This window comes from uncultured Sphingomonas sp., from assembly GCF_934560975.1.
In the GTDB taxonomy this organism is placed as follows: Bacteria; Pseudomonadota; Alphaproteobacteria; order Sphingomonadales; family Sphingomonadaceae; genus Sphingomonas_I.
The window spans coordinates 20,967-27,915 of sequence record NZ_CAKTFO010000030.1; the positions used below are offsets into that span (position 1 = coordinate 20,967).

8 protein-coding genes are annotated in these 6,949 nt (G+C 68.0%); 5 read left to right on the top strand and 3 right to left on the bottom strand.

Going from position 1 to position 6,949, the window contains the following annotated elements; translation table 11 throughout:
- The 3 genes from Q0D93_RS13885 to Q0D93_RS13895 form a co-directional block, all read right to left on the bottom strand.
- Nucleotides 1–1,134 carry a PQQ-dependent sugar dehydrogenase gene (locus tag Q0D93_RS13885; RefSeq protein WP_294395400.1) on the bottom strand — a complete coding sequence of 378 codons (1,134 nt, stop codon included), beginning with the start codon at nucleotides 1,132–1,134 and terminating at the stop codon, nucleotides 1–3.
- Between the two features lie 113 nt (nucleotides 1,135–1,247).
- Nucleotides 1,248–1,742: a GAF domain-containing protein gene (locus Q0D93_RS13890; protein WP_294395401.1), complete on the bottom strand. Its 495-nt coding sequence runs from the start codon at nucleotides 1,740–1,742 to the stop codon at nucleotides 1,248–1,250.
- Nucleotides 1,739–2,755, bottom strand: a complete 1,017-nt coding sequence (locus Q0D93_RS13895; RefSeq protein ID WP_294395405.1) for a GGDEF domain-containing protein — start codon at nucleotides 2,753–2,755, stop codon at nucleotides 1,739–1,741. The genes Q0D93_RS13890 and Q0D93_RS13895 overlap by 4 nt, the downstream gene beginning before the upstream one ends.
- Before the next feature lie 699 nt (nucleotides 2,756–3,454).
- Here Q0D93_RS13895 and rimP point away from each other — a divergent pair.
- The 5 genes from rimP to Q0D93_RS13920 all read left to right on the top strand — a co-directional run.
- Nucleotides 3,455–3,979 (top strand): ribosome maturation protein RimP, encoded by a 525-nt coding sequence (rimP, locus tag Q0D93_RS13900; protein ID WP_294395407.1) that lies wholly within the window; start codon nucleotides 3,455–3,457, stop codon nucleotides 3,977–3,979.
- A gap of 8 nt (nucleotides 3,980–3,987) precedes the next feature.
- Nucleotides 3,988–5,607 carry a transcription termination factor NusA gene (gene nusA, locus Q0D93_RS13905; RefSeq protein WP_294395409.1) on the top strand — a complete coding sequence of 540 codons (1,620 nt, stop codon included), beginning with the start codon at nucleotides 3,988–3,990 and terminating at the stop codon, nucleotides 5,605–5,607.
- Nucleotides 5,607–5,843, top strand: coding sequence for a 4-oxalocrotonate tautomerase family protein (locus tag Q0D93_RS13910; RefSeq protein WP_294395410.1), 237 nt, complete (start codon nucleotides 5,607–5,609; stop codon nucleotides 5,841–5,843). Before nusA ends, Q0D93_RS13910 begins: the two co-directional genes overlap by 1 nt.
- Nucleotides 5,830–6,495 carry a DUF448 domain-containing protein gene (locus Q0D93_RS13915; protein WP_294395413.1) on the top strand — a complete coding sequence of 222 codons (666 nt, stop codon included), beginning with the start codon at nucleotides 5,830–5,832 and terminating at the stop codon, nucleotides 6,493–6,495. The genes Q0D93_RS13910 and Q0D93_RS13915 overlap by 14 nt, the downstream gene beginning before the upstream one ends.
- 72 nt (nucleotides 6,496–6,567) lie before the next feature.
- A partial coding sequence (locus Q0D93_RS13920; RefSeq protein ID WP_294395415.1) for a translation initiation factor IF-2 associated domain-containing protein occupies nucleotides 6,568–6,949 on the top strand: 382 nt, incomplete at its 3' end.

The following is a 6,949-nucleotide window of genomic DNA, read 5'->3' on the forward strand; positions in this document are numbered from 1 at the left end:
TCAGGCGGCCGGGGTCAGCCGCAGCAGACGCCCGCCGGCCTTGTCCTCCAACAGGTAGATGGCGCCGTCCGGCCCCTGCTCCACCTCACGGATGCGCTTGCCCATGTCCCACTGGTCGCCCTTGCTGGCGTTGGTGCCGTCCAGGTGGACGCGGACCAGCGCCATGGACGACAGCCCGCCGATAAAGGCGTCGCCCTTCCATTGCGGGAACAGATTGCCCGAATAGATCATCAGCCCGCCCGGCGAGATCACCGGATTCCACCACACCTTCGGCGGCTCGAACGCGTCGCCGGGCTTGTGATCGGGAATGTCGCGGCCGTCATAATGGCTGCCGTTGGATGCCTGGGGCCAGCCGTAATTGCGGCCCGGCAGGATCAGGTTGACCTCGTCCCCGCCCTTGGGACCCATCTCCTGCTCCCACAGATTGCCCTGCGCGTCGAAGGCGATCCCCAGCAGGTTGCGATGGCCATAGCTCCACACGGCGGGGTTGAAGCTCCTGGCGGCGAGCGGATTGCCGGGAGCGGGCTTGCCCTCCGGCGTCAGGCGCAGCACCTTGCCGAGCGTCGCCTTGGCATCCTGCGCCGGATCGAACTTCTGCCGCTCGCCATTGGTGAAGAAGAGGTATTTGCCGTCGGGCGAGAAGGCGATGCGGCCAGAGAAATGGCCCTGCGTGCCGCTGACGAAAGGCTGTGCCCGGAACAGGACCTGAAAGCTCTCCAGCCGGGCCTGCCCGCCACTCTCGACCAGCTTGCCCCGGCCGAGCGCCACGCCCTGCCCGCCCGGCCCTTCCTCCGACCAGCTGAGATAGACCAGCCGGTTGGTGGCGAAGGCGGGGTGGAGCACCACGTCCATCAGCCCGCCCTGTCCCTGGCTGAACACGGCCGGCGTACCCGCCACCGTCAGGCGGCTGCCGCCATCGGCGGTCACCAGCAGCAGCCGGCCCGCTTTCTCCGTCACCAGCATGCGCTTGTCGGGCAGGAAGGTCATCGCCCACGGCGCATCGAACGCCGCCACCGGCGTGACGGTGAAGGGGAGCTTGCCCACGCCCGCCGCCGGGGCATCCGCGGCCTGGCCGGGTCCGCTGGAACAGGCCGCCAGCAGCAGCATGGCGGTGGAGAGCAAGGCGGTGCGCATGGGGGCTCCTCTGGATGGTCGCGGGCGTGCCAACGCGCGGTCGCACGCATCGGGCTCCCGCCGACCACAGCGGATCACACGCGCCCGCGCAAGCGGAACCGCGCGCGGTCGATCTAGAGGGTGGTGGCCGCCTCCGCCGCCAGTTCCCGCAGCCGCTGGAGCGCGTGCGGTTCCAGCGTGCGGGTGCGCGTGTCGATCGCGCACAAAGCGCCGACCACCGCACCATCCGCCATGATGACGGGCGCGCCGACATAGAAGCGGATCTGCGGCCCGTCCTTGACCAGCGGATTGCCGGTGAAGCGCCAATCCTCCGCCGCGTCGGGCACGTACAACAGGCGTTCGGGATCAAGGATGGTGTGCGCGCAGAAGGATGCCGCGCGCGACGTCTCCTCCGCGTCCAGCCCGGTGATCCCGGCGAACCATTGCCGTTCGCCGTCGATGATCGACAAGGCCGAGATCGGGCAGTCGAGCAAATCCGCCGCCTCCGCGACGATCGCGTCGAGCCGCGCCTGATCCGCCACGCCGCGCCGGACGATCACATCCACCGCTGCCTGCCGTTCCCGTTCGTTGTCCGGGCGCGGCGCCGGCGAAAAGAAATCGAACTTCATGCCGCATTCCTCTGTAAGTCCGCATGATCGACCCGGCGGAGCAGGTCGTTGAAGCGGCGCTTCTGCTGCACCTCGTAGGCGGAGCGCAGCATCAGGCCGAGCTTGTTCGCGCGCGCGATGCGGAGCGCGTTCTTGCCGGAGCGCTTCACCTCGTACATCAGCTGGTCGGCGGCCTCGATCAGGTAATCGTCTTCGGCGATGCCCTGGGCATCCGCCACCAGCGCGCCCATGCTGCACGTCACCGGGAAGCCGCTGTCCTTGAGCACGTCCGACAGCTGCGCATGGAGCCGTTCGGCCACGCGATCGCCCTCTTCCGCCGAGCGCACGGCCAGCACCGCGACAAATTCGTCGCCGCCGATCCGGGCAAGCAGGTCATAGGACCGCATGGCATCGCGCGCGCCATGGGCAAACGTCTTCAGCACCCGATCCCCCGCCGAATGGCCATGACGGTCGTTAACACCCTTGAAGCCGTCGAGATCCATGTAGGCGAGCACGATCGCCCCGTCCGAGCGGCGGGTCATGTCCACCAGCCCCGACATGCGTTCGCGCAAGGCATATTTGTTGAGCGCGCCGGTCAGCTCGTCGATGCTGGCGCGCCACCGCTCCTGCTCCACCACCGCGCGCAGGGCGCTGGCGAGCAGGGCGAACCAGGACAGCATCAGCAGGCGACCCAGGCTGTTGGCGACAATGGCGATCATGTGCGGATGGGACGCCTGCAGCCCATAGGCCGGGCCGTTGACCGCCATCACCGCGCATGTCGCCACCGCCGCGCATCCCAACCCCGCAAGCTCGCTGATCGACCACGCCGCCAGAAACGTCGTGAAGAACAGCGCCAGGTGCGGGTTGAACAGGCCCTCGGCCAGGTAATCGACGCCGATCGTCACGAAGAGGCAGGCGAAGACGATCATCGCGGCGTTGCGCGGTGTCAGGCGCGCGCTACTCTCAACAAAGTGGATCAGCACGCGTGTGACAGGGCTTGCCGATCGACGCGTGCCGGAAAGAACCTTGCTCATGCGGGTCACACTGGACCCAAGACATTGCGAAAGCCCTAAGGCCGTTAACGACAATGTTCGAAGTGAATTGAACTCGCGGCCTTCAAACACGCGAGGATCCGGACGGCCCCGGCACAGTAGGGACAAACGGCCTCGGACATGCTCCATATCGGTGAAAACAAAGCCATTGCAACAATGCCCAAGCCACAATCTCGGTGAGAGGGTCGGCGTCATCGATCCCTACCTTCCCGCATCCGACTCGCGCACTCGGCATGGCGCGCGCGGGCAGCAGGTGGCATGGGGACGGCATCGCCCGTCGGCGGCGCGGCGGCGGCCATCGCGAACGCCGCGCCACGCAGCGGGATGCCCTCGTCGCGTTCGTAGCTGAGCAGCGCGTCGGCAAGGGCGGGACAGGCATAGCTCGACTAGGTGCGCACCGATTCGATCCGCGACGACGCCGGGGTCGTCCATCCGGACCGCACGCAGCCCACCGTCTACAGATCCGCCAGGATCCAGCGCCCCGCCTCCTCCATTCCCCATCCCTCTCGTTCGTGTCGTTTATGGATCGGGCCCGCGGAACTTGCCTGTTTCGGTGTGAGGGAGCGCGCCGATCTTGCGCCGGGGTCGCGGACGGGCTATGTAGCGGTCGTCTTCCTCGACATTGGAAACTCTGCCGAGGCCGGGCCCTCGGGCACCGGCGCGAAGGCGCACAGGAGTTTCATGGCCGACATCGACATCATCACCAAACTGATCGAGCCGGAGGCGAAGGCGCTCGGTTTCGACCTCGTGCGCGTGGCGATGTTCGGCGGCAAGACCGACCCCACGTTGCAGGTGATGGCCGAGCGACCCGATACCCGCCAGCTCGATTTGACCGATTGCGAGGCCCTGTCGCGGCGCGTGTCCGAGGTGCTGGACGCGGCGGACCCGATCGAGGAAGCCTATCGCCTGGAAGTGTCGTCGCCCGGCATCGACCGGCCGCTGACCCGGGCGAAGGATTATGCCGACTGGACCGGCTACGACGCGCGCATCCGGCTGGCGAGCCCGCTGGACGGGCGCAAGCAGTTCGATGCCCGGCTGCTCGGTCTCGAAGGCGACACCGTCACCATCTATGCCGAGCGCGTCGGCGAGATTGCGATTCCCTTTGGCCAGATCGCCAGCGCCAAGCTGCTGCTGACCGACGCGCTGATCGAAGCCACCGCGCCGCTTTCGACAGAAGGCGCGGACAGAATTTCAGAGGAAGGATAGTTCACGTCATGGCCACCGCCGTTTCCGCCAACAAGGCCGAGCTGCTCGCCATTGCCGATGCCGTCGCGCGCGAGAAGCTGATCGACAAGGCGATCGTGATCGAGGCGATGGAAGACGCCATCCAGCGCGCGGCCAAGGCCCGCTATGGCGCCGAGAACGACATTCGCGCCAAGATCGACACGTCCGGCGGCGACGTCCGCCTGTGGCGCGTGGTCGAGGTGGTCGAGGATGTGGAGAATTACTTCACCCAGGTGTCGGTCGCGGACGCGCAGAAGCTGCAGAAGGATGCGGCCTTGGGCGACTTCATCGTCGATCCGCTGCCCAACATCGAATTCGGCCGCATCGCCGCGCAGGCCGCCAAGCAGGTGATCTTCCAGAAGGTCCGCGATGCCGAGCGCGAGCGTCAGTATGACGAGTTCAAGGACCGCGCGGGCGAGATCATCGTGGGCACGGTGAAGTCGGTCGAGTTCGGTCATGTGGTTGTCAACCTTGGCCGGGCCGAGGGCGTGATCCGCCGCGACGCGCAGATCCCGCGCGAAGTGCTGCGCAAGGACGATCGCGTCCGCGCCCTGATCCTGAAGGTGGTGCGCGAGAATCGCGGGCCGCAGATCTTCCTCAGCCGCGCGCATCCCGACTTCATGAAGAAGCTGTTCGCGCAGGAAGTGCCCGAAATCTACGACGGCATCATCGAGATCAAGGCCGCCGCGCGCGATCCCGGCAGCCGCGCCAAGATCGGCGTGATCAGCCGCGATTCGTCGATCGACCCGGTCGGCGCCTGCGTCGGCATGAAGGGCAGCCGCGTGCAGGCGGTGGTGCAGGAGCTTCAGGGCGAGAAGATCGACATCATCCCCTGGTCGCCCGACAACGCCACCTTCGTCGTCAACGCGCTGCAGCCGGCGCAGGTCGCCCGCGTGGTGATCGACGAGGAGGAAGAGCGGATCGAGGTGGTGGTGCCCGACGACCAGCTGTCGCTCGCCATCGGCCGTCGCGGCCAGAATGTCCGCCTCGCCAGCCAGCTGACCGGCAAGGCGATCGACATCCTGACTGAAGCCGACGCCAGCGAGAAGCGCCAGAAGGAGTTCGTCCAGAACAGCGAAACCTTCCAGAACGAGCTGGACGTGGACGAGACGCTGGCCCAGCTGCTGGTGGCCGAAGGCTTCAGCACGCTGGAGGAAGTCGCCTATGTCGAGCCGGAGGAACTGGCCGGCATCGAGGGGCTAGACGAGGAAATCGCGTCCGAACTGCAAAGCCGCGCCGGCGAAGCGATCGAGCGCCGCGAACAGGTCGCGCGCGAGGAGCGTCAGGACCTGGGCGTCGAGGATGCGATCGGCGACCTGCCGTACATCACCGAGGCGATGATGGTGACCTTGGGCAAGGCCGGCATCAAGACGCTGGACGATCTGGGCGACCTGTCGACCGACGAGCTGGTGGAGCGCCCCCGCGCCGAGCCGCGTCGCCGCAAGGAAGGCGCGCCGCAGCCGAAGCTCGACAAGGGCGGCGTGCTCGTCGCCTACGGCCTGTCGATCGAGCAGGGGCAGGAGATCATCATGGCCGCCCGCCGCGCCGCCGGCTGGTTCGGCGACGAAGAGGTCGAGGGCGATACCGCGGGCGAGGAGGCGGAAGCCTGATGCCGTTCATCCGCATCGAACTCGCCGGCTCCGCCACCAGGGACCAGAAGTCCGCGATCGTGGCCGACGTCACGCGCTCCATGGTTGAGCGGCTGGGCAAGCCCGCGGCCGCCGTGCAGATCGTGATCGCCGAGCATTCCACCGAGAATTACGGGGCCAACGGCATCCTGATCGCCGACCGCGCCGCACCCTCCCCGCAGCAGCAGGAGGTCGCGAACGCGAATGGCGGACAATGAGCAACCACGGCTGAACGACGCCGCGACCGCCCCCCCCGGCAAGGAAGGGGCGGAGCGCACCTGCATCCTGTCGGGCCGCAAGGCCGCGCGGGACGACCTGATCCGGCTGGCGCTGGGTCCGGACGGTGCGGTTGCGCCTGACATCCGCGCCAAGGCGCCCGGCCGGGGCGCATGGATCGGAGTGGATCGCGCGGCGCTGGAGGAGGCGATCACCAAGGGGCGGCTGACCAAGGCCTTGTCCCGCGCCTTCAAGACCGCCGTTACCGTGCCGGGCGACCTGGCCGAGCAGATCGAGCGCGCGCTGGAACGCGCCACGCTGGACCGGCTGGGGCTGGAGGCGCGGGCGGGGCAGATCATCACCGGCAGCGAGAAGATCGTCGATGCCGCGCGCAAGGGCAGCGTGGAACTGCTGCTCCACGCCCGCGACGCCGCCGCCGACGGCAGCCGGAAATTGGACCAGGCGCTGCGCGTCGGCCTCGACATGGAAGGATCGGACGTCCGGGGACTCGCAATCCCGGCGACACGCGCCATATTGTCGATGGCGCTTGGGCGGGAAAATGTTGTACATCTCGCGTTGATCGCGCCGGCTGCCGCCGCGCGAGTCAACCAGGCGCTTGGCCGGTGGCGCGGCTTCATTGGACTGGATGGGTGAGCCATTCGCCTTGCGGGACCGTTTCGCAAGGCCCCTGGCGCATGATGTTGGATTGAGGGTTCGGGTTACTAGATGAGCGATAACGACAAGCCGAAACTGGGTATGCGCGCGCCGCTCGGCGTTCGCCGGACGGTCGAAACGGGCAAGGTGAAGCAGAGCTTCAGCCATGGCCGCTCGAACACGGTGATCGTGGAGACGAAGAAGGCCCGCGTCCTGCGCCGGCCCGGTGACCCGGCTCCCACGGCAGAGCCCGAGGTCGAGGTGGCGGCGCCCGCGCCCGTTGCCGCGCCGGCGCCTGCCCCTGCGCCCGCTCCGGCTGCACCGGCTCCGGTTGCAATGCCTGCGCCCACCCCGGCGCCTGCGCCGATGCCGGCCCCGGTTGCCGCCGCGCCGGTGGCGGAGCCTGTTGCGACGCCCGCGCCGACCCCGGCGCCTGCGCCCACCCCTGCGCCTA

What these genes read in the sequence shown, in the direction of transcription:
- nusA (WP_294395409.1), top strand. Translation starts at nt 3,988, where the DNA reads ATGGCCACCGCCGTTTCCGCCAACAAGGCCGAGCTGCTCGCCATTGCC.
- Q0D93_RS13885 (WP_294395400.1), bottom strand. Translation starts at nt 1,134, where the DNA reads ATGCGCACCGCCTTGCTCTCCACCGCCATGCTGCTGCTGGCGGCCTGT.
- Q0D93_RS13915 (WP_294395413.1), top strand. Translation starts at nt 5,830, where the DNA reads ATGGCGGACAATGAGCAACCACGGCTGAACGACGCCGCGACCGCCCCC.
- Q0D93_RS13910 (WP_294395410.1), top strand. Translation starts at nt 5,607, where the DNA reads ATGCCGTTCATCCGCATCGAACTCGCCGGCTCCGCCACCAGGGACCAG.
- Q0D93_RS13890 (WP_294395401.1), bottom strand. Translation starts at nt 1,742, where the DNA reads ATGAAGTTCGATTTCTTTTCGCCGGCGCCGCGCCCGGACAACGAACGG.
- Q0D93_RS13895 (WP_294395405.1), bottom strand. Translation starts at nt 2,755, where the DNA reads ATGAGCAAGGTTCTTTCCGGCACGCGTCGATCGGCAAGCCCTGTCACA.
- rimP (WP_294395407.1), top strand. Translation starts at nt 3,455, where the DNA reads ATGGCCGACATCGACATCATCACCAAACTGATCGAGCCGGAGGCGAAG.